The 23,181-nt window shown below is 61.9% G+C and carries 23 protein-coding genes and 1 other RNA gene; 10 read left to right on the top strand and 14 right to left on the bottom strand.

Annotation, left to right across the window (positions count from 1 at the left end):
* Positions 1-21: 21 nt before the first annotated feature.
* The 9 genes from VL52_RS07910 to VL52_RS07870 form a co-directional block, all read right to left on the bottom strand.
* Positions 22-2,955 (bottom strand): DNA translocase FtsK, encoded by a 2,934-nt coding sequence (locus VL52_RS07910; protein WP_046156524.1) that lies wholly within the window; start codon positions 2,953-2,955, stop codon positions 22-24.
* A 132-nt stretch (positions 2,956-3,087) separates the two neighbouring features.
* The gene (locus VL52_RS07905; protein ID WP_046156523.1) at positions 3,088-3,594 is read right to left on the bottom strand and encodes a phosphatidylglycerophosphatase A family protein; all 507 of its coding nucleotides are present in this window, start codon (positions 3,592-3,594) and stop codon (positions 3,088-3,090) included.
* Positions 3,578-4,525: a thiamine-phosphate kinase gene (gene thiL, locus VL52_RS07900; protein WP_046156522.1), complete on the bottom strand. Its 948-nt coding sequence runs from the start codon at positions 4,523-4,525 to the stop codon at positions 3,578-3,580. Before thiL ends, VL52_RS07905 begins: the two co-directional genes overlap by 17 nt.
* A 70-nt stretch (positions 4,526-4,595) precedes the next feature.
* Positions 4,596-5,045 carry a transcription antitermination factor NusB gene (nusB, locus tag VL52_RS07895; RefSeq protein ID WP_011135938.1) on the bottom strand — a complete coding sequence of 150 codons (450 nt, stop codon included), beginning with the start codon at positions 5,043-5,045 and terminating at the stop codon, positions 4,596-4,598.
* Between the two features lie 76 nt (positions 5,046-5,121).
* Positions 5,122-5,589, bottom strand: coding sequence for a 6,7-dimethyl-8-ribityllumazine synthase (ribH, locus tag VL52_RS07890; RefSeq protein ID WP_046156521.1), 468 nt, complete (start codon positions 5,587-5,589; stop codon positions 5,122-5,124).
* A 60-nt stretch (positions 5,590-5,649) separates the two neighbouring features.
* A complete protein-coding gene (gene ribBA, locus VL52_RS07885) occupies positions 5,650-6,774 on the bottom strand; it encodes a bifunctional 3,4-dihydroxy-2-butanone-4-phosphate synthase/GTP cyclohydrolase II (protein ID WP_046156520.1) in 1,125 nt (374 codons plus the stop codon).
* A gap of 29 nt (positions 6,775-6,803) precedes the next feature.
* Entirely contained in the window at positions 6,804-7,466 is a 663-nt protein-coding gene (locus tag VL52_RS07880; protein ID WP_052729214.1) for a Dph6-related ATP pyrophosphatase, read from the bottom strand.
* Positions 7,463-8,077 (bottom strand): riboflavin synthase, encoded by a 615-nt coding sequence (locus tag VL52_RS07875; protein WP_046156519.1) that lies wholly within the window; start codon positions 8,075-8,077, stop codon positions 7,463-7,465. The genes VL52_RS07880 and VL52_RS07875 overlap by 4 nt, the downstream gene beginning before the upstream one ends.
* 123 nt (positions 8,078-8,200) lie before the next feature.
* Complete coding sequence (locus VL52_RS07870; RefSeq protein WP_082113674.1) at positions 8,201-10,426, bottom strand: TonB-dependent receptor domain-containing protein; 2,226 nt, start codon at positions 10,424-10,426, stop codon at positions 8,201-8,203.
* 109 nt (positions 10,427-10,535) lie between these two features.
* On the opposite strand from VL52_RS07870, the gene VL52_RS07865 reads away from it, so the two are divergent.
* The 3 genes from VL52_RS07865 (at position 10,536) to VL52_RS07855 (ending at position 13,713) form a co-directional block, all read left to right on the top strand.
* Positions 10,536-12,146: a peptide chain release factor 3 gene (locus tag VL52_RS07865; protein WP_046156517.1), complete on the top strand. Its 1,611-nt coding sequence runs from the start codon at positions 10,536-10,538 to the stop codon at positions 12,144-12,146.
* Between the two features lie 7 nt (positions 12,147-12,153).
* A complete protein-coding gene (locus tag VL52_RS07860; RefSeq protein WP_021476212.1) occupies positions 12,154-13,002 on the top strand; it encodes a mechanosensitive ion channel domain-containing protein in 849 nt (282 codons plus the stop codon).
* Positions 13,003-13,068: 66 nt separating this feature from the next.
* Positions 13,069-13,713 carry a TetR/AcrR family transcriptional regulator gene (locus tag VL52_RS07855; RefSeq protein WP_046156516.1) on the top strand — a complete coding sequence of 215 codons (645 nt, stop codon included), beginning with the start codon at positions 13,069-13,071 and terminating at the stop codon, positions 13,711-13,713.
* 73 nt (positions 13,714-13,786) lie between these two features.
* On the opposite strand, the gene VL52_RS07850 is transcribed toward VL52_RS07855, so the two are convergent.
* Both VL52_RS07850 and VL52_RS07845 read right to left on the bottom strand, forming a co-directional pair.
* Positions 13,787-14,140 carry a hypothetical protein gene (locus tag VL52_RS07850; RefSeq protein WP_021476214.1) on the bottom strand — a complete coding sequence of 118 codons (354 nt, stop codon included), beginning with the start codon at positions 14,138-14,140 and terminating at the stop codon, positions 13,787-13,789.
* A 356-nt stretch (positions 14,141-14,496) separates the two neighbouring features.
* On the bottom strand, positions 14,497-15,699 hold the full coding sequence (locus VL52_RS07845) for an amino acid aminotransferase (protein WP_046156515.1): 1,203 nt from the start codon (positions 15,697-15,699) through the stop codon (positions 14,497-14,499).
* Positions 15,700-15,944: 245 nt separating this feature from the next.
* Between VL52_RS07845 and VL52_RS07840 the strand changes: the two genes are divergently transcribed.
* The gene (locus tag VL52_RS07840; RefSeq protein ID WP_021476216.1) at positions 15,945-16,223 is read left to right on the top strand and encodes a hypothetical protein; all 279 of its coding nucleotides are present in this window, start codon (positions 15,945-15,947) and stop codon (positions 16,221-16,223) included.
* 50 nt (positions 16,224-16,273) lie between these two features.
* Here the strand turns inward: VL52_RS07840 and VL52_RS07835 are convergent, their stop codons facing one another.
* Both VL52_RS07835 and argE read right to left on the bottom strand, forming a co-directional pair.
* Positions 16,274-17,656 carry a sodium-dependent transporter gene (locus VL52_RS07835; RefSeq protein ID WP_046156514.1) on the bottom strand — a complete coding sequence of 461 codons (1,383 nt, stop codon included), beginning with the start codon at positions 17,654-17,656 and terminating at the stop codon, positions 16,274-16,276.
* Between the two features lie 123 nt (positions 17,657-17,779).
* On the bottom strand, positions 17,780-18,943 hold the full coding sequence (gene argE / locus VL52_RS07830; protein WP_144410189.1) for an acetylornithine deacetylase: 1,164 nt from the start codon (positions 18,941-18,943) through the stop codon (positions 17,780-17,782).
* Positions 18,944-19,107: 164 nt separating this feature from the next.
* Here argE and ffs point away from each other — a divergent pair.
* Positions 19,108-19,206: signal recognition particle sRNA small type (ffs, locus tag VL52_RS23830), an RNA gene on the top strand.
* A gap of 264 nt (positions 19,207-19,470) precedes the next feature.
* Entirely contained in the window at positions 19,471-19,794 is a 324-nt protein-coding gene (locus tag VL52_RS07825) for a helix-turn-helix domain-containing protein (RefSeq protein WP_021476219.1), read from the top strand.
* A 114-nt stretch (positions 19,795-19,908) separates the two neighbouring features.
* Here VL52_RS07825 and VL52_RS07820 read toward each other — a convergent pair whose 3' ends face one another.
* On the bottom strand, positions 19,909-20,358 hold the full coding sequence (locus VL52_RS07820) for a universal stress protein (protein ID WP_021476220.1): 450 nt from the start codon (positions 20,356-20,358) through the stop codon (positions 19,909-19,911).
* Between the two features lie 129 nt (positions 20,359-20,487).
* On the opposite strand from VL52_RS07820, the gene VL52_RS07815 reads away from it, so the two are divergent.
* From VL52_RS07815 to xerC, 4 genes are all read left to right on the top strand, one after another.
* Positions 20,488-20,916: a thioesterase family protein gene (locus VL52_RS07815; RefSeq protein ID WP_046156512.1), complete on the top strand. Its 429-nt coding sequence runs from the start codon at positions 20,488-20,490 to the stop codon at positions 20,914-20,916.
* A gap of 18 nt (positions 20,917-20,934) precedes the next feature.
* The gene (locus VL52_RS07810; protein WP_021476222.1) at positions 20,935-21,348 is read left to right on the top strand and encodes a TerB family tellurite resistance protein; all 414 of its coding nucleotides are present in this window, start codon (positions 20,935-20,937) and stop codon (positions 21,346-21,348) included.
* Positions 21,349-21,410: 62 nt separating this feature from the next.
* Positions 21,411-22,262, top strand: a complete 852-nt coding sequence (locus tag VL52_RS07805; protein WP_046156511.1) for an AAA family ATPase — start codon at positions 21,411-21,413, stop codon at positions 22,260-22,262.
* A gap of 1 nt (position 22,263) precedes the next feature.
* Positions 22,264-23,163, top strand: a complete 900-nt coding sequence (gene xerC, locus VL52_RS07800) for a tyrosine recombinase XerC (protein ID WP_046156510.1) — start codon at positions 22,264-22,266, stop codon at positions 23,161-23,163.
* Positions 23,164-23,181 lie beyond the last annotated feature (18 nt).

Below are 23,181 nucleotides of genomic sequence, written 5' to 3'. Positions count from 1 at the left end.
GTTTTTTATTGGGACAAGGCGTCAGAAATCCCGCTGCGGCACCAGCACCGTGCGATTGCCGTTGCTCTCCATCGCGCTGACGATGCCCGCGGCCTCCATCTCCTCGATCAGCCGCGCGGCGCGGTTGTAGCCGATGCGCAGATGGCGCTGCACGCCGGAGATGGATGGCTTGCGGGTGCGCAGCACGATCTCCACCGCTTCATCGTACAAGGGGTCGGTTTCCGTCGCCGCCTGAGCCTTGGCGGTGGCGTCCGCCGAAGCGTCGTCGGCCTCGCTCTCGCCGGTCAGCAGGCCTTCCACGTAATCCGGTTCGCCGAACTGCTTCAGATGCTCGACCACCGCGTGCACCTCGTCGTCGGTGACGAAGGCGCCGTGCACCCGTTGCGGGTAGCCGGTGCCCGGCGGCAGGTACAGCATGTCGCCCTGGCCCAGCAGGCTTTCCGCGCCCATCTGGTCCAGAATGGTGCGGCTGTCGATCTTGCTGGACACCTGGAAGGCGATCCGGGTCGGAATGTTGGCCTTGATCAGGCCGGTGATCACGTCCACCGATGGCCGCTGCGTAGCCAGGATCAGGTGGATGCCGGCGGCGCGGGCCTTTTGCGCCAGGCGGGCGATCAATTCCTCGATCTTCTTGCCGGCCACCATCATCAGGTCGGCGAACTCGTCCACCACCACCACGATGAACGGCAGCTTGTCCAAAGGCTCCGGCGTTTCCGGCGTCAGGCTGAACGGATTGGCGATGCGCTGGCCGCGCTCGGCCGCCTCGCGCACCTTCTGGTTGTAGCCGGCCAGGTTGCGCACGCCCAGCGCGCTCATCAGCCGATAGCGGCGCTCCATCTCGCCCACGCACCAGTTGAGCGCGTTGGCGGCCAGCTTCATGTCGGTGACCACCGGCGCCAACAGGTGCGGGATATCGTTGTAGACCGACAGTTCCAGCATCTTGGGGTCGATCATGATGAAGCGGACTTCTTCCGGCGTCGCCTTGTACAGCAGCGACAGGATCATCGCGTTGACGCCCACCGACTTGCCGGAGCCGGTGGTGCCGGCCACCAGCAGGTGCGGCGCCTTGGCCAGGTCGGTCACCACTGGCTCGCCGGTGATGTCCTTGCCCAGCGCCATCGTCAGCCGCGACGCGGAATGCTGGAACACGTCGGCGGAGAATATCTCCGACAACCGTATCATCTGCCGCTTGGGATTGGGCAGCTCCAGACCCATGCAGGTTTTGCCGGGAATGGTCTCCACCACGCGGATGGAGGCCAGGCCCAGCGCGCGCGACAGATCCTTCATCAGGTTCACCACCTGGTTGCCGCGCACGCCCACCGCAGGCTCCACCTCGTAACGGGTGATCACCGGACCGGCGTAAGCATCCACCACGCTGACCTTGACCTTGAACTCGGCGCACTTCTCCTCGATCACGATGCCGCGCTCGATCAACTCGTCCTGATTGCAGGCTTCCTGAGCCGCATCAGCCGGGCTCAACAGGCCCAGGCCGGGCAGCATGGAGTCGTCATAGCTGTGGCGCGCCGGGGCATCTTCCGCCTCCGCTGGCGCGGACTCGGATTCAGGCAAGGCGACAGACGCTGTTTCAACAACGGCTGAGGCAGCTTGCGCCGCCGGTTTTTCCTCCACCAATATCCAAGGCATGGGATTGCTTGCCAACTGGGCCGCGGTGGCGGCCAGGGATGGCGCTGCAGGCTCAGGCAACACGGTCTGCTGCACGATGGCGGGCGCCTCATCCTCTTGCTGCACCAGCACTTCGCGCGTCTGCGGCCAGCGCCACGGCGCGCGCGAGGCGGGAGAAGCGTCGCTGGCGGCGATAGCCTCTTCCGCGGGTCCTTCGGCCGCACCTTGCGCGTCTGCCGCCGCGGGCTCGAGCGCGAGCTCGGCAACCACTGGCTCGACTGGCTCGAACGGAATGGATGCAGGCGCGGCCGGCTCAGGGCTTGCCGCCAGCTGCGGCGGCGAATGATTGGCTTCCTGCGCCGGGGCTTCCGCTTCGCCGATTTCCGGCCAGGACTGCGGCTCCAATGCTTCGGCGTCTACAGGGGGAAATTCAGTCGCGGTCGGCTCTGGCGCCGTCACGGGCTGAATCGGCGGCTTTTGGACCTGAACGTCCGCCATCGGGGCGGGAACAGGTTCCGCCACGACAGGCTTGCTGGCCGGAGTTGATTCAGGCTTGCGCAGCGGCTCCAAAATCACCAGCGGCTTCTCCGGCTCCGGCGCGGCTTCAGGCTTCGTCCGGGGGATCGGAACCAGCTCGACGCGGGGCAGCGGCGCGCTTGCGGGCGGCGAATTGCGGCGATGCGCATGAAGACTGGCCACCGCGGCGCGCACTTCTCCGCTGCCAATCAGCGGCAGCGCGTCTTCGCCGCGCTCGCCCGGTTCGACTCCGCGGACGCGCTGGCGGCGGAGGTAGTCCTGCTGCATATTGCTCTGCATCTCGGACAGGCCGATCACCGGCAAGTCGCCCGCTTCCGACGGCTGCTGCGGCTGGCGGTTTTTGCGGCGGTACTCGCGCGACAACTCCAGCACCGGCAGCTCGGCAGGCGGCTCCTGGCCAGCCGTCGGGACGCGTTTGGGCAGCACGATGGTTTCGCGCGGAGGCTGGTCTTCGGCTACAGGCGCAGCCTGCCTGCCCTGCCGGCCCTGGGGCGAGATGCGAACGAGCGGAGCCTGCTCCTCCCGGCGCGGGACTTCTTCCCGATGGACAGTCGGCAAAGGCTCAGGCTCCGAGTCTGGCCGATCATCAGCCTGGACTGCGGGCGGCGCCTCCTGCTCGAGCTCTTCCGGCCGCAGCGGCTGCTCGGCGAAGTAGTCGGGTTCGTAGCGTTCGCTGCGCCCCTCCACGCCAAGCAGGCCATCCAGCTTGCGCATCAACTGCGGCATCTTGCCGCTTTTTACCAGCCAGCCGGCCGCGGCCAGCGCGGACAGCAATAGTACGACGACAACCCACACGGTCGAGAACCCCGAAATTTAGCTGCCCGCGGCATGCGCGGGCGTGTTTTTCATGGCAGCGCGCTGGACTCAGTCAAGCGTCAAACTGTCTGTCACTTTAAGATCTGATTGTAACTGTTTTGTGCGCCCGCATCACAACCAATGCCAGATCAAGGCTTGCGCGGCCAGCGCGAACAGCGCGGCGATCACATCGTCCACCATCACGCCGAAGCCGCCGCCGACGCGCTGGTCGAACCAGCGTATCGGCCAGGGTTTGACGATGTCGAACAGGCGGAACAGCGCGAAGGCCAGAATCCAGCCGGCCCAGCTCGCCGGCGCGAAGGCCAGCACCATCAGCATGCCCACTACTTCGTCCCAGACGATGCCGCCGTAATCGTGCACGCCAAGCGCCTTGCCGGTGATGCCGCAGGCGTAAACGCCGAACAGGAACAGCGGCAGGCACAGCGCCATCAGCATCCAGCCGTTGACGCCCAGCGCCAACAAGGGAAAGAAGATGGGATAGGCAACCAGCGTGCCCCAGGTGCCGGGGGCCTTTTTCATCAGGCCGCTGCCGAAGCCGAAAGACAGCAGGTGAATCGGATTGCTCAGCAAAAAACGCCAGTTGGGCGTGATTTTGGGAGTGTCAGCCAAAATGGTCATAACCTTTCTTGTCCAGCGCTACGGCCTGGCCGGCGGCGTTCAGCAGCCTGCCGTCCCGCCCTTCCAGCACGCGGCCGATGCGGGTGACGCGGCAGACGCCCGCCGCCGCGGCCCCGATGGCGGCTCGGCGCGCCGGCGGCGCCGTGAAAACCAGTTCGTAATCGTCCCCGCCGGCCGCCAGGCAGGCGAGGTATTCTTCGCGGCGCGCTTCCAGCGCGGGATGGGACGGCAAGGCGTCGGCCCACACTTCTCCCGCCACGCCGGATGCGGCCAGAATGTGGCCAAGGTCGGCCATCAGTCCGTCGGACACGTCGGCGGCGGCATGCGCCAGCGGCAACAGCGCGGCGCCCAGCGCCAGCCTCGGCTCCGGGCATTCCAGTTTGTGCGTCGCCGCGGCCAGCAGTTCCATATCGTTTACATTCAGCCAGCCCAGCCGATGGCGCACCGCCAGCGCGCCCAGGCCCAATTCGCCGGACACCCAGATGTCGTCGCCCGGCTTGGCGCCGTCGCGGCGCAAGGACTGCCCGGCCGGCGTCTCGCCCATGATCGTCACCGACAGCGTCAGCGGGCCGCCGGTGGTGTCGCCGCCTATCAGTTCCACGCCGTGGGCGTCCGCCAGCGCGAAGAAGCCGGCGGCGAATTCGGCCACCCAGGCCTCGTCGGCGCGCGGCAACGCGATGGAAAGCAGCGCCCAGCGCGGGCGCGCGCCCATCGCCGCCATGTCGGACAGGTTGACCGCCAGCGTCTTGTGGCCCAGCGCGCGCGGCGACACGTCGGCGAAGAAGTGGCGCCCTTCCACCAGCATGTCCGCCGACAGGTGCAGTTCATGGCCCGGCGTCGGCCGGACGATGGCGGCGTCGTCGCCGACGCCCAGCACCGCGGATGGCGTGGGCCGCTTGAAATAACGGCCGATCAGTTCGAATTCGTTCATGGCACCTCACGCAAAAACACCCGCCGGCGGCGGGTGTCGTCGACAGCGGCACGCCAAAGGCGTGACCGGCTCAGTCCTGCTTGCGGCGCTGTTTCTGCGCCAGCACTTCGTCGCCGCGCACTTCGGCGGCCAGCTTGTCCAGCACGCCGTTGACGAATTTGTGGCCATCGGTGCCGCCGAAAGTCTTGGTGATTTCGATGGCTTCGTTGATGATCACCGGATACGGGGTTTCCGGGCTTTGCGTCAGTTCCAGCGCGGCCATCAGCAGCACGGCGCGCTCCACCGGGCTGACTTCGTCCTCGGCGCGCTCGTAGTAACGGCCTACCTGAGCGGACAGCAGTTCCACATCTTTCAGCACGCCGTACAGGATGCTGCGGAACAGGGCCTCGTCGGCCTTGGCGAAGTATTCATTCTCGCGCAGGTGTTTTTCAATCAGCGAAGCCGGACGGTCCGGGTTCAGTTCCCATTCGTAAATGCCTTGCACGGCGAATTCGCGGGCGCGGCGGCGGGCGGTTTTCATGGTGGCGATTCCTTGAAAGAGCAAGGGAAGCGGCGCGATGGCCCGCTTCCCGTTGGACGGCTTGGCGGCGGATGGCTCAGCCGCGCAGCGTCTTGTGCAGATTGGCCATCTCGACCGCGACGCGGGCGGCGTCGCCGCCCTTTTCCTGCATGCGGACTTCCGCCTGCTCGTCGTTTTCGGTGGTCAGGATGGCGTTGGCTACCGGAATGTCGAAGTCCAGGCCGACGCGGGTGACGCCGGCGCCGGATTCGTTGGATACCAGCTCGAAATGATAGGTTTCGCCGCGGATCACCGCGCCCAGAGCCACCAGCGCGTCGAAACGACCGCTCTTGGCCATGGTTTGCAGCACCAGCGGAACTTCCAGCGCGCCAGGCACAGTGGCCAGGACGATGTCGCCGGCGGCGACGCCCAGTTTTTCCAGCTCGGCGACGCAAGCGTCGCGCAGGCCGTGGCATACCGGCGTGTTGAAACGCGCCATGACGATGCCGATTTTCAGGCCCTTGCCGGAAAAATTGGGTTCAATACACTGGATGGCGTCAAGCATGTTGGGTCCTCGCGGCGAAAACACTAAGGAAAGCCGGCAATTGTAACGCAATCGCCGCGATTAGGCCACGCCCGGGCCGTTCCCGGCATCCACGTGGAAGTGGCCCGGCTGGCAGAATCCGGTGACTTCCAGCTCGAAGCCGGCCATCGACGGCAGGCTGACCGGGCTGGACATCAGCTTCATCTTGCCGACGCCCAGCGCCTTCAGCATTTGCGCGCCGACGCCGAAGGTCTTGCTGTCCCACTTCTGCCGCGGCGGCTCCAGGTCCAGCGCCCGCTGCGCCAGATCGACGCCGGTTTCGTCGCGGTACAAGAGCACCATCACGCCGCTGCCTTCCTCTTCCATGGTTTCCAGCGCGTTGGGCAGCGTCCAGGAATGATGGCTGCACAGCGGCGCCAACACGTCGATCACCGACAGCGGTTCATGCACCCGCACCAGAATTTCCTTGTCCGGGCGGATTTTGCCCTTGCTCAGCGCCAGGTGGGTGGCGGAGGTGGTGATGTCGCGGAACACGTGGAGGTCAAAGCTGCCGAACGGCGTCTCCACCGGGCGCTCGCCTACTTTTTCCACCAGGGATTCGGTGCGGCTGCGGTACTGGATCAGGTCGGAGATGGTGCCGATCTTCAGGCCATGCGTCTTGGCGAACTCCAGCAGCTCCGGCAGACGCGCCATGGTGCCATCGTCGTTCATGATCTCGCATATCACCCCGGCAGGCTCCACGCCGGCCAGCATGGCCAGATCGCAGCCGGCCTCGGTGTGGCCGGCGCGGATCAGCACGCCGCCGTTCTGGGCCTTGAGCGGAAACACGTGGCCGGGCTGCACCAGATCGCTGGCCTTGGCCAGCCGCGCCACGGCGGTCTTGATGGTGTGGGCGCGGTCGGCGGCGGAAATGCCGGTGGTCACGCCCTGGGCGGCCTCCACCGATACGGTGAAGTTGGTGCCGAAGCTGGTGCCGTTGTTGGTCGCCATCATCGGCAGATTCAACAGCTTGCAGCGCTCTTCGGACAAGGTCAGGCAGATCAGGCCGCGGCCGTGCTTGGCCATGAAGTTGATCGCTTCCGGCGTGACGAATTCCGCCGCCATCACCAGATCGCCTTCGTTTTCGCGGTCTTCGGCGTCCATCAGCACCACCATCTTGCCGGCCTTGATGTCGGCGATGATGTCTTGAATCGGGGATATGCTCATTGCTCTATTCCTTTGTCGGTACGCCCGTTCTACGCGGGCAGCAGGTCCAGCGCCCGGTATTCGCCGAGCCCCGCCGTTTCGCCGTCGCGCAGCGCCAGCGGCTTGTTGAACAAGGGGCCGTCCACCACCAGCGTGTGGAACTCGCCCGCCTCGCCGCAGGGATCCACCCCCTCGGCCAGCATGTCTTCTATCAGCTGCCGGTTGAAAGCCCGGCCCAGCCACTTCTCGTCCACCAGCGCAGTATTGACCATCACGATGCGGGCGACGAATCCGGCATCGACGAATTCACGCACCAGATCGGCGCGGGCTTGCCGCCACAAGGGCAGGATCGCTCCAAGGCCCGCCTCGGCGCAGACGCCTTCTTCCCATTCGCGGTGCGCGTCCAGATCGATATCGCCGAACACCGCCGCCCGGATGCCGTCCGCCGCCGCCGCGCGCAACTGCTCAATGAAGACTTCGCGGTAATCATTCCAGCTTGCCTTTCCCAAACGCTGGGGCAAACCCAGCGCCTGCGCCTGCAGGGCCAGAACCTCGGGCCGCACGCCGTGCGAGCGGGAGCGGTCCCCCTCCTCGTCCAGCATGGTCAGCAGCGCCTGCGGCTTGGCGCCGGCCTGAACGGCGCGCCACAGCGCGAGGCAGCTGTCCTTGCCGCCGCTCCACGACGCCAGCACCGGCAGATCGCGCAAGATCACGCCTGGCCGCGCTGCGCCAGCACGCGCTCGACCGTGTCGACGATGGCCTGGGTCTGCGGATCTATCTCGATATTGATTTGGTCGCCGGATTTGCGGCCGGCGATATTGGTCCGGCTCAGCGTTTCCGGAATCAGGTGCACGCAGAAGCGGCGGCCTTCCATCGCGCCGACGGTGAGGCTGATGCCGTCTATGCCGATATAGCCCTTGGTGAACACGTATTTTTCCAAACCAGCAGGCAGCTCGAACCAGACGGTGTGGTTGTTCGGGGATTCGATGACTTCGGAGACCGCGGCGAGGCCCATCACGTGGCCGGACATCGCGTGGCCACCGATGTCGTCGCCGAACTTGGCCGCGCGCTCCACGTTCACGCTGTCGCCGGCCTTGAGCGCGCCCAGATTGGTGACGCGCAGCGTTTCCTGCATCAGGTCGAAATGAACCAAGTCGCCGTCGACCCGGGTGACAGTCAGGCAACAGCCGTTGTGGGCGACAGAGGCGCCAAGCTGCAGGCCGGGCAACATTTCCTGGGGCAGGCGGACGATATGGGTGCGAAAATCCTGCTTTTCTTCGATGGCGACCACTTCGGCCACGCCCTGGACGATACCGGTGAACACGGCAAGCCTCCTTGGTTTGAATTGTCGTTTGGACGATATTGTAGCCGAATGATCGTTTTCCAATCCGCTGGCGTCATAAAAAAACCGGCCATAAGCCGGTTTCAGGATATTTGGAGCGAGGAGTCAGAAGCGCCACGACAGGCTGGTGCGGACTGAGCGACCCATGCCTTGAATGCCCTCTGTCAGATAAGGGCTGTAGCTTCTATTGAACAGATTATCTATCGACACGCGCGCCTCCAGGTGCTTGAAAGCGCCGCTCTGCGGCTGCCACACGGTGAATAGATTGATCAAGACATATCCTTTGCTGGGCGGCATGGAATAGGCGGTGCGCGTTCCCTCGAAATACGGTATCCGGTCCTGGGTGCGGACGAACTTGCCCTGCCCGCCGAATGTCAGCCCCAGCCGAGCGACGCGATACCCGGTGGTCAGGACGGCTTTGCGCGGCGGAATGTCCACCACCGGCTCCGAGTTGCCCCATGGATCGCGAAGGCTGTTGCGATGATCGCCGCTGGTTGCGGAGAGCGCCGCCGACGCGAACCAGCCGCGCAACTGGTAATCCAGCGTCAGGTCATAGCCATGGATCTCGTAGCCGCTCAAGTTACGGTAGAAGCCGGTGCCGGCGGGCGGAGTCTGGCCCGGCGCGTCGCCGGTATTGCCATTTCCGAGCCGCATGTAGATGTTGTCGCGCACCAGCTGCCGGTACGCGAGCAGAGACATGCTCAGCCTGTCGCCGGCCGACAATACGCCGCTACGTTCGAAATCCAGGCCATAGTAAAAGCCGCGCAACTTCTCCGGCTTCAGATACCGGCTGGTGCCGGACAAATTGGATAGCGGGGTTTGAGCGGCATACACTTCGTCCACTGTCGGCGCGCGCCAGGTATCGACATAGCTGAAGCTGGCATTCCAGCCCGGCGAGAAGCCCCAGGCGATGGCCAGGCGCGGCGACCAGCCTGTGAAGCTCACCGGGCGATAATCGTGGCCGGCGCTGGCGACATTGTAGATGGGCGCGAGATTGGGCTTGCCGTACAAAGCCACCTGGTCGTAACGCAGCGAGGGCGTGATTTTCCAGTCAGGCAAAGGCTTCCACTCATGGATCAGGTAAGCCGAACGCATGGTTTCCTCGCCGCGGTTGCCGCCATAGGCGTTTATCCAGCCGTAGTTGTAATCCGGATCTTTGGCCTTGGTGGCCAGGAATGACCGCGGGTCCCAGTCCTGCTTGCTCCAGGACAGGCCCGTTGTGAAGCTATTGGCATCGCCCAGCTTGGCGACGTTGCGGATATCCAGCGAGCGGCTGTTCTGGGTCACCCAGCTCTCATGGCCATAGGATGAGCGGTAGTCCACCTTCCAGGCGGACTCAGGCCGCTTGTCGTGCTGATAGCGACGGGATTGCGCATAGTTGACGCTGAAATCCAGCCAGGCGTTGTCGGGACTGGCGTAGCGCCATTCGCCATTGAGCGAATCAATTTTCTGATCCCGCATCACGGTTTTTCTCAGCCAGGCCTCCGTCTCGCCATAGCGCTTGATGTCAGAACTGGAGGGCGCCTCGACCTGCCCGCTGCGCGCCGCCCAAGGCGTGCGCATCTCCGACTCCTGCCTGACCATGCCTAGCCGGAACTGATGGCCGGCCCAGGGGCGGAACGCCAGCTTCAACATGCCGGCTTTCTGCTCCCCGCCCGAAAACAGATAAGTGAGGTCATCGCCGGTCTTGCCGTCGCCCGAGCGGGACTGGGATATGTAGGCGAGAATGTCCGCCGAGTGTTCGCCGCCGCCAGCGTAAGCGGCTACGCTCTTGCTGATCTGGCCGCCATTGCTCTGGCGGCCGATCTTGGCGAAGCCGCCGACAGACTGACCCGGCATCAGCAAGTCATCCACCGACTTGGTTTCCGCCCGGATCACGGCGCCGAAGCCGCCATTGCCGTACAGGGCGGACTGCGCGCCCTTGATCACCTCCACCTTGCCCAGCAATTCCGGCTCTATGAAACTGGTGCCTTGCTGGTATTTCGAGAACACCTGGTTGGCGCCGTCCAGCTGGACCTGCACCTGCTCCACCGAGCGGTAGCCCCAGACATTGATCACCTGCCCGCCGGGACGCGGCGAGCCGCCGGCGTTCACGCCGGGCAAGACGTCCAGCACTTCGGCCAGGGAGCGCGCCTGGGGCCTTGCGATCTCCTCCGCGCCAAGCCTGTCTACGCCCGGTTGCTTCTGTATGGCGGTGGATTGAACCTTGATGGTTTGCAGCTGCTGATCCTCGGCCTTCGCCGAAAAATGGACCAGGCTCAAGGCGAGAACGGAAAGGCAAAACGGAAAGGCCGCTGCTTGCGCGCGGCCGTTTTTTGGTTGTTGTTGCATCACGGAACTATTTATTATTGATAATCATTATCAACTGTAACATGGAATTTCCTGAAACCCGTAACTCCGGTAAAATGCTCGGCTTTATTGAATTTCAAGCAAGCCATCCATGTCCGCCGACCTCGCCCGCATCGCAGAAGAAGTTTCGCACCGCCGCACCTTCGCCATCATCTCCCACCCCGACGCGGGCAAAACCACGCTGACGGAAAAATTGCTGCTGTTCTCCGGTGCCATCCAGATGGCGGGCACGGTGAAGGGCAAGAAAGGCGGCAAGTTCGCCACTTCGGACTGGATGGAAATCGAAAAGCAGCGCGGCATTTCCGTCGCCTCGTCGGTGATGCAGTTCGACTATCGCGACCACACCGTCAACCTGCTGGACACCCCGGGCCACCAGGACTTCTCCGAGGACACCTACCGCGTGCTGACCGCGGTCGACAGCGCGCTGATGGTGATCGACGCCGCCAAGGGCGTGGAAGAGCAGACCATCAAGCTGCTCAATGTCTGCCGCCTGCGCAGCACGCCCATCGTCACCTTCATGAACAAGTGCGACCGCGAAGTCCGCGACAGCCTGGAGCTGCTGGACGAGGTGGAAAACGTGCTGAAGATCCGCTGCTCGCCGATCACCTGGCCGATCGGCATGGGCAAGACCTTCCGCGGCGTGTACAGCCTGCTGAACGACGCGGTGATCCTGTTCGAGGCCGGCACGGAAAAGCTGGTTTCCGACATCGAAGTGATCCAGGGCATAGACAACCCGCGCCTGGACGAGCTGTTCCCGCTGGAAATGGAACAACTGCGGATGGAGATCGAGCTGGTCAAGGGCGCGTCCAACGAGTGGAACCTGGAAGAATTTCTGGCCGGCGAGCTGACCCCGGTGTTCTTCGGCTCCGCCATCAACAACTTCGGCGTGCGCGAAATCCTGAACGCGCTGATCGACTGGGCTCCGGCGCCGCAGGAGCGCGACGCTACCGTGCGCAGCGTGGCGCCGACTGAAGGCAAGTTCTCCGGTTTCGTGTTCAAGATCCAGGCCAATATGGATCCCAAGCACCGCGACCGCATCGCCTTCTTGCGCGTGTGCTCCGGCAAGTTCGAACGCGGCATGAAAATGAAGCACCTGCGCTTGAACCGCGACATTTCCGCCTCCAGCGTGGTGACCTTCATGTCGCACGACCGCGAGATCGTCGAGGAGGCGTTCGCCGGCGACATCATCGGCGTGCCCAATCACGGCAACATCCAGATCGGCGACAGCTTCTCCGAAGGCGAGGACCTGTCCTTCACCGGCATTCCCTTCTTCGCGCCGGAACTGTTCCGCTCGGTGCGCATCAAAAACCCGCTGAAGCTGAAGCAGCTGCAAAAAGGCCTGCAGCAACTGGGCGAAGAAGGCGCGGTGCAAGTGTTCAAGCCGCACAGCGGCGGCGATCTGATCCTGGGAGCCGTGGGCGTGCTGCAGTTCGAGGTGGTGGCCAGCCGCCTGGCCGCCGAATACGGTGTCGACGCCATCTTCGAATCCGCCAGCATCTGGTCCGCCCGCTGGTTCAGCTGCGACGACCGCAAGAAGCTAGATGAATTCATCAAGGCGCTGCAGATGAATATCGCGACGGACGCCGGCGGCAACCTCGCCTATCTGGCGCCGAACCGCGTCAATCTGCAGCTGACCCAGGAGCGCTGGCCAGACATCGTCTTCCACGAAACCCGCGAACACGCGGTGAAGCTGAACGACTGAGGAGTCCATGCACACCCTGCTCGACCTGATCGCCTTTTTGCGGGAGAACTACGCCCACGAGATCACCCGATCGCTGTTGCTGGTGCTGACGCTGCTGATCATCCGCGTCGCCGTGGACCGGTTGCTGGCGGCCAATAGCGGCGTGCCAGTCGAGGAGCGGCGCCGCTGGTCGGTCAACACCCGCAACGGCCTGTTTCTCGCAGGCCTGGCAGGCATAGGCCTGATCTGGGCCAACGAGCTGCAGACGCTGGCCGTCTCGATGCTGGCCTTCGCCGCCGCGCTGATCCTGGCCACCAAGGAGTTGATCATGTGCCTGTCCGGCGGCGTGGTGCGGCAGATGTCCAACAGCTACGGCCTGGGCGATCATATCGAGTTGGGCGCGGTGCGCGGCCGGGTGGTGGACATCGGCCTCTTGTCCACCACCGTGATGGAGATCGGTCCCAACCACAGCTCGCACCAGATGACAGGCCGCGCCCTCACCTTTCCCAACAGCCTGCTGCTGTCCACTCCGGTGATCCGGGAAAATTACATGGGCGAGTACGTGATGCACATCATCAACGTGCCGCTCGCCTACACCGTCCCGCCAGTCCAGGCCGAGCGCCTGCTGATGGGGGCGGCCGAGGAGGCCTGCGACTGCCATGTGGATGTGGCCCGGCGCCACATGGAAGACATGGCCAAGCGCTACTTGGTGGACATCCCATCGGTGGAGCCGCGGATTTCCATTCAGCCGATCGATGAAAAACGCTATCAGTTGATCCTGCGCATCGCGATACCGGCCAGGGAAAGGCAACGTATCGAGCAAGCCATCTTGCATAAATTCATGTCGGACTGCTATCCCATCATTGAACAGCAATAAATAGAGCAAGAACTCCAAACATCGTATACAATTGCGCTATGCGAAGTCACTATCAGCCGGTGCTACATGAGTAAAACCAGAATCAAGACCTACGACCGCATCATTCAAGAAAGCCTTAAGCTGTTCAACGAACAAGGCGAGCGCAGCATCACCACCAACCACATCGCCGCGCATCTGGGCATCAGCCCGGGCAATCTCTACTACCACTTCCGCAACAAGGAAGAGATCGTCTACCAGATCTTCCTGATGTACCGCGAGTTCATCAATCAGCGCCTGTCGGTGCCGGAAGACCGCAAGATGACGGTGGACGATCTGGTCAACTATCTGGACACCGCCTTCCTGGCCATGTGGCAGTTCCGTTTCATGTTCTATGACCTACCGGGTCTGCTGGCGCGAAATCCGCAGATGCAGTCCGAGTACCATCAGTTCGTGAATACCGAGCTGAAAAACATCCTGGGCGAGCACTTTCGCGAGTTCATCCGCCTGGGGCTGCTGCAAATGGACGAAGAGGACATCGAGGCGGTCAGCATCAATATCTGGCTGGTGGTGAAGTTCTGGTTCGCCTTCGAGCAGACCTCGCGTCCGAAAGCGCCGATCACCGAAGAGTCCGGCCATCGCGGCGTGCTGCAGGTGCTGGCCCTGCTCAAGCCCTATGTGCAGCCGGAATACCGCCATGCCTTCCACTCGCTGTACGAGCGTCACGGCGGCTGATCGAGCTTTTCGCCGCCCAAAACAGAAAGGCCACTGCGATGCAGTGGCCTTTTCATTTCACCCTGAGGCTGGCTTATGCCGCCTCGGCAAGGTTTTGCGTCAGATAACCGTGCAATTCGCCGTTGGCGAGCATCTTGCGCAAATGGTTGCCCGGAGCATTTCCTACGTACTGCACCTGGCCAAGCTTGCAATGCGCAACCTTGGCTTCGGCGCATACTTCCATCTCAGCTTCCAGCGTCCACTGCGTGGGCTGCGGATCGGAGCCGACCGGCTCCAGCGATACGGTCAGATGATACCGGCCGTCGCGCGAATACACATCCAGCAGGCCAAGCAAGCCCAGGTTGTTGCGGACATCGGCGTCGTCCGCGTCGAAAGCGCCCGCAGAAATGGCCTGCGGAACCAACACTTCAGGAAAAGTCGCAGTCATGGCATCTACCCCGAGGGTCTCCCCTCAAAAAACGAATTATTGGATTATTGTCATCGCGCGCCATCGAGATGGTTTGCGATCAGACATTCATTGATGTCTGGTTCCATCATGGGGATGTTTGCCGGACCGGACAATGCTGAAATGGGAAAAAGCGTGGAGCGGTGAAGAAACCTGTACTTTTGGACACTCAACCGGTGGCGGGGCCATCACAAGTGCAAGGAAAAAATGATGAATAAATTTAGAATTCTGTTGAATGCTTTATCTGACCAAAGTCATGACATGACTTTTTCTCATCAAATAGAAAAGCCCCGGTCATACCGGGGCTCTCTAGCGTCCAAATCAGGTTGGAGTCTGGCTTAAATCACCTTGGCGATGGCAGCGGCGACATAATCGACATTCTTGCTGTTCAACGCGGCCAGGCAGATGCGGCCGGTGGAGACCGCGTAAATGCCGAACTCCTCGCGCAGCCGGTCCACTTGCGCGGCGCTCAGGCCGGTGTAGGAGAACATGCCGCGCTGGGCCGTGATGAAGGAGAAGTCCGCGGCGACGCCGTTCGCCTTGATGGCATCCAACAGCGCCAGCCGCATGCCGCGGATGCGTTCGCGCATGCCGGCCAGTTCGTCCTCCCACTGCTGGCGCAGCGCCGGGCTGGACAGCACCGCGGCGACGATGGCCGCGCCGTGGATAGGCGGATTGGAGTAGTTGGTGCGAATCACGCGCTTCAGCTGGGACAGCACGCGAACCGATTCATCTTTGGCGGCAGTGACGATGGACAGCGCGCCGACGCGCTCGCCATATAGGGAAAAGCTCTTGGAGAAGGAGCTGGCGACAAAGAACTGCAAGCCCGAAGCCGCGAACAGGCGCACAGCCAGCGCATCAGCGTCGATGCCGTCGGCGAAGCCCTGGTAAGCCATATCCAGGAACGGCACCAGGCCGCGCTCGCGGCAAACCGATACCACCTCTTCCCATTGCGCTGAGGACAGGTCCGCGCCGGTGGGGTTATGGCAGCAGGCATGCAGCACGATGATGGAACCTGCGCTCAGAGACGCGAGGTGCGCCTTCATCGCGGAGAAATCCACGCCGCGGCTGGCTGCATGGTAGTACGGGTAGTTCTCCACCTCGAAGCCGGCGGACTCGAACAACGCGCGATGGTTTTCCCAGGACGGATCGCTGATATAGACCTTGGACGCCGGATTCAGCCGCTTCAGGAAATCCGCGCCGATCTTCAGCGCGCCGGTGCCGCCCAGCGCCTGGGCGGTCACCACGCGGCCGGCGGCCAGCAGCTCGCTGCCTTCGCCGAACAGCAGCTTCTGCACTGCGGAGTCGTATGCCGCCGGGCCTTCGATGGGCTGGTAGCCTCGAGCCGGCAGCGCCTCCAGACGCGCCTTCTCGGCGGCCTGCACCGCGGCCAGCAGCGGAATCTTGCCGTTGTCGTCGGAATAAACGCCCACGCCAAGATTGACCTTGGTGCTGCGGGCGTCAGCGTTGAACGCTTCATTGAGTCCGAGGATGGGGTCGCGCGGCGCCAGTTCCACGCCGGCGAAGATCGAAGAGGTCATACCAGGCTCCATTAGCTTTACAAACGAACCGGCCGGGCGGCCGATCAAAAAATCCTGATGCTACTTGTTGCCTTCCGAAGGAAGGCCGTTCGCTGTCGAACATAGTTTAACATGTATCCACTGGCCTCACAGGCAGGATATTGCCGCCAGCCATCGACAAATCGGCCCTGATGGCGTAATCAGAAACCTGCAAGGCCCGCCAGGCGATTTTCTGCCCGTGCTTTTATTCTAAAACGGAGGCATCCATGAAAAAGGGAATCCTGCTGCTTTGGCCGTCTTTCATGATCGCCATGATTGCGACTGCCGTGTTTTTCTCAATCTTTGAACCCGCCGAGCTCAAGCTTCACGGCAACCCGCTGTTCGCCGACAAGTTAAGCGCCTATTCGGTGTTCTTCCTGGTCAGTTGGGCGTTCGGAGCGCTCAATACTTCCATCGTACTGCTGCTGGAGAAGAGCGCCAGGGATATCAACGGCTTTACCCCGCCGCCGGTGGTCGCGCCCGATGAAGATACGCCGCTTCCCTGATCCGCCGAACGCAAAAAAAAAGCCGGACTGCGCGTCCGGCTTTTTTCGCCTCAGATAATTTTCAAACCCTTCAGCATCACATACAGGATCAGCAGCGGCGACACGTAGCGCAACACGAAGAACAGCGGCTTCAACACCCGCTCGTTATTCAGCGCGCCCTCATTGCTCAATGCCGCGCGGAAGCGGTCGTAGCCCCACACCCAGGCGGTGAATAGACATAGGCAGATGCCTCCCAGCGGCATCAGCACGTTGGAGGTGACGAAGTCGAACAGGTCGAACATTGTCATGCCGAAGATCTTGAAGTCAGCCGTCAGGCTATTGGACAGCCCGCAGGCGGAACCCACCAGCGCCAGCAGCAGCAGGTTGATCACCGTGGACTTGACGCGGCTAATGCCAAAACGCTCGCTCAGCACCGATACCGGCACCTCCAGGATGGACAGCATGGCGCCGGTGGCGGCGATGGCGGTCAGAACGAAGAACACCACCATGAAGAAGTGCCCCAGCGGCATGCTGGCGAAAACGGCGGGAATAGTGATGAACAGCAGCGACGGACCGGCAGCCGGCTGGAAGCCGAAGGCGAATACTGCCGGGAAGATGGCGATGCCCGCCAGCAGCGACACGAACAGGTCGGCGCACATGACTCGAAAGGTGGTCAGCGGAATGTTCTGATCATCGCGAAAATAACTGCCATAGGTGATCATGGTGCCCATGCCGATGGATAGCTTGAAGAAAGCCAAGCCCATCGCGGTCAGCACCACGGCGGCGCTGATCTTGGAAAAATCAGGCGCGAACAGGAAGGCGAGGCCTTGGCTGGCGCCCGGCAGCATCAGGCTGCGCGCGCCGATCACCACCAGCAGCACGAACAGCAGCGGCATCAATTTCTTGGTCACCGCCTCAATGCCCTTGGATACGCCCAGCAACAGGATGCCGCCGATCAGCGCCAGCACCAGCCACTGCCACAGCAAGGACTGCACCGGATCGGAAATCAGCGCGGCAAAGGCGTCGGATGTCACTTTGGGGTCGCGCGACAGAATCTCGCCGCCGATAGCCTTGAAAATGTAGGCGAATACCCAGGCGGCCACCTCGGAATAGAAAGCCATGATCAGGAAGGCGGCGAGCACGCCGAAGGCGCCCACCAGCCACCAGGGCTGCCCGGCCGGAGCCAGTTTGACCAGAGAGCTTACCGCGTCGCGCTTGGCTTTCCGGCCCAGCATGATTTCCGAAATCATCACCGGCAGCCCCACCATCAGGGTAGCCAGCACGTAAATCACCAGAAAACCCGCGCCGCCGTTGGTGCCGGTCAGATAGGGAAATTTCCAGATATTGCCCAGACCAACCGCCGATCCCAACGTCGCCGCCAATACGCCAAAGCTGGAGGTAAAACCATCCCGCGCCTTGAGTTCTCCACCCGTTTCCGACTTGTTCTGACTCATTGTTTTTTTGAATCCCAATAAAACGAGCCCGCGCGGAGGTCCGGGCGGGCTCAATTGACCTTCATTGCTTAAGGGCCAGGATTTTGAAGCCTAATGCTTATGGATGCAAAGCATTTCTGACAGTTATTTGATTAAGTTGTTAGTCAGCAGGCCCAGCCAATCGTAGCAAGCCTGCAACTGGCTGGCCTCGATGAATTCGTCCGGTCTGTGCGCCTGCTCTATCGATCCCGGTCCCAGCACCACGCAGGGTATCCCGGCCTCGCTGAACAAGCCCGCCTCCGTAGTGTAGGCGACCCCTTCCCCAGCGCAACGGCAAAGGCTGTGAACGTAGCGACTGATGTCCGAATCGGACTCCGCCTCGAACGCGGGGCTGTACACCACGCGCTCGATCTCTATCTCCGCTTCTTCGGCCACCGCTCGCATCTCCTGCAGTAAAGTCGCCGCATAATCTGCCACCGAGGCGACCAGGCGCTGCGGATCATCTCCAGGCAGCCAGCGGCACTCGAACATGAACTCGCAGTCTGCCGGCACGATATTGCATGCCACTCCGCCGCGAATCAGCCCGGTTTGCATGGTGGTGAACGGCACATCATATAGGGGCTGGCGATGGCCGAACGAAGCCTCGGCGTCCGCCAGTTTGCGAATATGGGTAATCAGCCGGGCTGCGTATTCAATGGCGTTGACGCCATGAGGCGTCAGCGAGGAATGGGCCGCCCTGCCCTTGAGCCGGCAGCGGTAATGGGCGATTCCCTTGTGCGCCACCACCGGACGCATCGAGGTCGGCTCGCCGACCAGACATCCCGCCACCGTCACGCCCTGCGCGGCCAGATCGTCAATCAGCCTGCCCACGCCGAGGCAGCCCACCTCTTCATCGTAGGACAGCGCAATGCCTATGCCCTGTTTCAGCGCGCCGGCCTTGGCCAGCTCGATAAAGTCCGGAACCCTGGCCAACACGCAGGCGATGAAGCCTTTCATATCGGCGCTGCCCCTACCGTACAATCGCCCGCCGCCGCTCTCGGTCAGCTCGAACGGGGGGTAGGACCAGTCCTGCCCATCCACCGGCACCACGTCGGTGTGGCCGGACAATACGATCAACGGCAAATCGTCGCCGCCGATGCGGCAAAACAGATTGGCCTTGCCGCCATCGTCATTGTGCGTCAGCCTGCTGGCCAAGCCATGTCCGGCCAGGTAATGACGAACCCACTCTATCAATTGCAGGTTGGAGTTTCGGCTGGTGGTATCGAAGACGATCAGCTCGGCCAGCAAGGCAGCGGGTGTGGTATTCATGGCGCTTGGCATAAGTAGGAAGCTGGTTGTCGAGTCTGCACCGCCTCCCATTCGCAATCAATAGTCACTGGCCATGCAGATGACGATCCTTGCAACTGCCCGACAAAAACTTATAAAAATGCTTGTCAAATAGATGGGCATTGGATACAATCCGTTCTCTCTATGGCGGGCCTCCCCGCATTGCACGATAGCGAACCTGGTCAGGTCCGGAAGGAAGCAGCCACAGTTATTTAGTGCAAGTGCCGGGGGTTTGGCTCGCCACCCCTCCCCTTCTATGCATTCCGCTAGGACAATTGCAAATTTGCGACACTTTTGCGTCTATGCACAGTTCCGCATGCTGTTAACATTGTCCTGCACGATAAGAATCCGCTAACATTAGCAAAGTTGAATTTTCAAATTCATGGAACTTCACTAAATTCCCTGCATCAAAAATATTCCTGTTGAATTTTTTTTGCTATTTTTAGTAGGCAGGGCGAAGTCCTAAAAAAATACTAGAACCATTTGTTTCAGATACGAGAGGAACACTCATGAAACTGTTTGAAAAGATCCCGAATCCCCGGGAAATCCGTCGCAAGCTTGGCCTGAACCAGCAAGAGTTCTGGAGCCGCATCGGCGTTACTCAATCCGGCGGCTCCCGCTACGAAAGCGGCCGCAACATGCCGAAACCCGTTCGCGAATTGCTGCGCCTGGTTCATGTCGAGCAGATCGACTTGTCCAAAGTGCGCCGCGAAGATTTCGAGATCGTCGAATATTTGAAGGAAACCCACCCCGATCTGTACAAGAGCCTGCGCAAGGCCGTACGCACCAAGATCGAGGCACAGGAAGGCGGCGCAGAAGCCGCTGCCAGCTGATTGCCAGCTCTTCGAAAAAGCCAGCCGCGGCATGCCCGGCTGGCTTTTTTCATTCAGGCGCCAGGGCGCGCCCTGGGCTTCCCGGACGGAATGACGAAGCCATCATCGCGCGGCTCAGTCGCCGGGGTTGCGCACCAACAGCACCGGCATATCCGCCACTTTCAGCACGCCTTCGGCCACGCTGCCCATCAGCAGGTGCATCAGCCCGCCCAGGCCATGGGTGCCCATCACGATCAAGTCCGCGCCCCAAGCGCTGGCCTCGTCGGACAAGACGGCGGCGATCTTGTCGCCCCAGCTCTCCAGTATCTTGCATTCCGGCGCCATGCCCAGCGCTCGGGCGCGGTCTCCCGCCAGCCCCAGCACCTGCTCGCCCGCCTGCTTGATCGATTTTTGCAGCTCGGTGGCATCCAGAAATTCGGTGCCGCCCCAGCCAAACTGGGCCAGATCCACCACATGCACCAGCCGCAGGGTTGAGCCGAAGGCCTTGGCCAGCTTGCAGGCCTCGTCCAGCGCCATATTGGACGTGTCGCTGTCGTCCACCGGTACGAATATCCTTTGATACATGACGTTCAGCTCCTCTATGATCTTGGCTTGCGCCGACAGTCTATCAAAATCTCCTCGCCCGCATTTGACACAGCTTAGGCAGTTTTGACATAAAGGCCATATCGTCACTCTCCTCTGCCAGTATACGCCATGGCCAGGATTCGAATCGAAGCGCCCCAGCAAATCGTCTATGACACCCTTCTGGATGTCAGGATAGGCGATATCAACTACGCCAATCATCTATCCAATGATGCCCTGCTGCGAATGGCCCAGGAGGTTCGGCTTCGCCTGCTCCGGCACTGGGGCCATGCCGATGAGCTGCATGTCGGCGATGTGGGGATCGTAGTGGCGGATGCGGCCATTTCCTATCTCTCCGAAGCCTTTCATGGGGATGTCCTGCGCTTTCTCGTCGGCATCGCCGACATCCACGGCAAGGGGCTGGATTTCATTTATCAAGTGATCGATGACAACAGCGGCAGAGAAGTGGCAAGATTGAAAACGGGCATCGTGTTCTTTGATTACCAAGCGCGCCAAGTCGCCCCCATGCCGGAATCGTTTTCGGCCAAGCTCGGCCAATAAGCAAGAAGGAATCGCGCCATGAGAAACTACTCGCAAAACAGTCCGGAGGCGATTGCCAGACTCCTCGCCATATTCATGATCGCGGACGGCAATATGGATCCCCGCGAGCTGGAACTGCTTGAAAAGCTGCATGTTTACCACCTGATCAACCTGCCGAGAAAACAGTTCGCCCAGGTTCTGCGCGACGTATGCGATGACATTTCCGACGAAGCATCCGACGACGGCTCGATCAAATTGCTGGAGCGCGAGCGCATCGACAGTCTGCTCGCCGACATCACCGATCGCCGCAAACGCATCCTGACTTGCGTACTGGCCATGGATATCAGCAAGTCGGACGGCACCATCAGCGACAGCGAAATGGCCCTGCTCAGCCATATGATGAAGAGCTGGGGCATTTCGCTGGAAGACCTGGAAAGAGAATTCGCCCGATGACCGGTTCCAGCCGCCGCCCCGGCGGCTCTACGCCTCTCAAACAACCACCCTTGCAATAAATAATGAACACTCGCTTTACTGGAACAGAACGCTATATCGCCACCGACGACCTGATGATGGCCGTCAATGCCTCCATTACGCTCCAGCGTCCTCTGCTAATCAAGGGCGAGCCCGGCACCGGCAAAACCATGCTGGCCGAAGAAGTCGCGGCCAGTCTGGGCCGGGAGCTGATTATTTGGCCGATCAAGTCCACCACCAAGGCCCAGCACGGCCTGTACGAATACGACGCCGTGTCGCGGCTGCGCGACTCACAGCTTGGCGGCGACAAGGTGCACGACATCGCCAACTACATCGTCAAGGGCAAGCTGTGGCAGGCATTCGAGGCCGATCAGGCCCCTGTGCTGCTGATCGACGAGATAGATAAAGCCGACATCGAGTTTCCCAACGACCTGTTGCGCGAACTGGACCAGATGGAATTCTTCGTCCACGAAACCCAGCAGTTCGTGCGTGCCCGCCAGCGGCCCATCATCATCATCACGTCCAACAATGAGAAGGAATTGCCGGACGCTTTCCTGCGTCGCTGCTTCTTCCACTACATCCGCTTTCCCGACGCGGAGACGATGCAGAGCATCATCGACGTCCACTTCCCGGACATCCGGCAACAGTTGGTGAGCCAGGCTTTGGAAGTGTTCTTCTCGATCCGGGAATTGCCCGGGTTGAAGAAAAAACCCACCACATCCGAATTGCTGGATTGGCTGAAATTGCTGTCCGGCGAAAACATCGGCGCCGAAGAACTTGCAGGGCTGCACGAACGCAATGCGCCGCCGCCTCTGGCTGGCGCGCTGCTGAAGAACGAGCAGGACTTGCAGCTGTTCGAGCGGCTGATGCAGATGGCGCGCTTGCGTCGAAATTGATATGGATGAGCTGATCCGCCGATTCATCGACCACCTGGCCGTGGCCGGCCGCAGCCCGCACACGCTCGCCGCCTACCAGGCGGATATCGAGCTGCTGCAAAAAACGCTGCAGGCGAAGCAGGCGCGCGAGGCATCCCCAACGGACCTGCGCAAGGCGCTGGCCAAACTGCATGCGGAGGGGCTGAGCGGCCGCAGCCTGGCCAGGCGGTTATCCTCGTGGCGGCAGTTCTACCACTGGTTGCAGTTGAATGGCGGACGGGAAGACAACCCCGCCGCCGGACTGCGCGCGCCCAAGCGGGAAAAGCTGCTGCCCAAGGCCTTGCCGGTGGACAGCGCCGCGGCGCTGCTGGACAGGATAGAAGGCGACGATGGCCTGGATGCCCGCGATCGCGCGATTTTCGAGCTGGTCTACAGCTGTGGCCTGCGGTTGTCGGAAACGGTGGCGCTGAATCTGGATGATGTGGACTTTTCCGACCAGCTGCTGCGGATACGCGGCAAGGGCGGGAAGGAAAGGTTGGCTCCGATCGGCGCCGAGGCTATGAGTCGGCTGCGGATCTGGCTTGCTGAACGCCCCGCCGATCCGGACGAGAGCGCGCTGTTCCTGGGGCGGCACGGCCGGCGGCTGGGCGGCCGCCAGATTGAGAAGCGCCTGCGCGACTGGGCGATCAAGACCGGCGCCAGCCAGCATGTCCACCCGCACATGCTGCGGCACTCGTTCGCCTCCCACCTGCTGCAATCATCCGGCGATCTGCGCGCGGTGCAAGAATTGCTGGGCCATGCCAATCTGTCCAGCACCCAGATTTATACGGCGCTGGATTTCCAGCATCTGGCCAAGGTGTACGACGGCGCGCATCCGCGCGCGCGCAAGCGCGGCAAGCCGGACGGCAGCGAACCGTCCTAGCCGTTGCTCGAATGGTCC

Source organism: Chromobacterium vaccinii, assembly GCF_000971335.1.
Taxonomy (GTDB): Bacteria; Pseudomonadota; Gammaproteobacteria; order Burkholderiales; family Chromobacteriaceae; genus Chromobacterium; species Chromobacterium vaccinii.
The sequence above is the reverse complement of the archived record's forward strand: the minus strand, read 5'-3'. Positions and strand labels throughout refer to the sequence as shown.